1 protein-coding gene is annotated in these 228 nt (G+C 37.7%); it reads right to left on the reverse strand.

What is annotated here, in order from left to right; translation table 11 throughout:
* Positions 1-228, reverse strand: a 228-nt coding sequence (locus tag V6260_RS18800) for a hypothetical protein (RefSeq protein WP_341595591.1), incomplete at both ends; no start/stop codon positions are given.

Genomic DNA, 228 nt, shown 5'->3' on the forward strand with positions numbered 1-228 from the left:
AACTTGAGCTTTGAGCGCTAGAAGAGGTTGCATCAAGTAGCACAAATGAAAACTGGTGTTGATTGAATGCATTAAGAGCAGCTTTGTCCGTTGTAACATGTGTAATGGCAAAGTTTAGCTTTAGTTGCTCGCTAATAGTCTCTGCGGATTCATGAATTGGCTCTAAAAGAAATAAGATTAGCCTGCTACTTTTTTCTAAAAGAGTAGAAAGTACATTAGCGAGTACTT

This window comes from Pseudoalteromonas aliena (assembly GCF_038155085.1).
GTDB classification, from domain to species: Bacteria; Pseudomonadota; Gammaproteobacteria; order Enterobacterales; family Alteromonadaceae; genus Pseudoalteromonas; species Pseudoalteromonas aliena_A.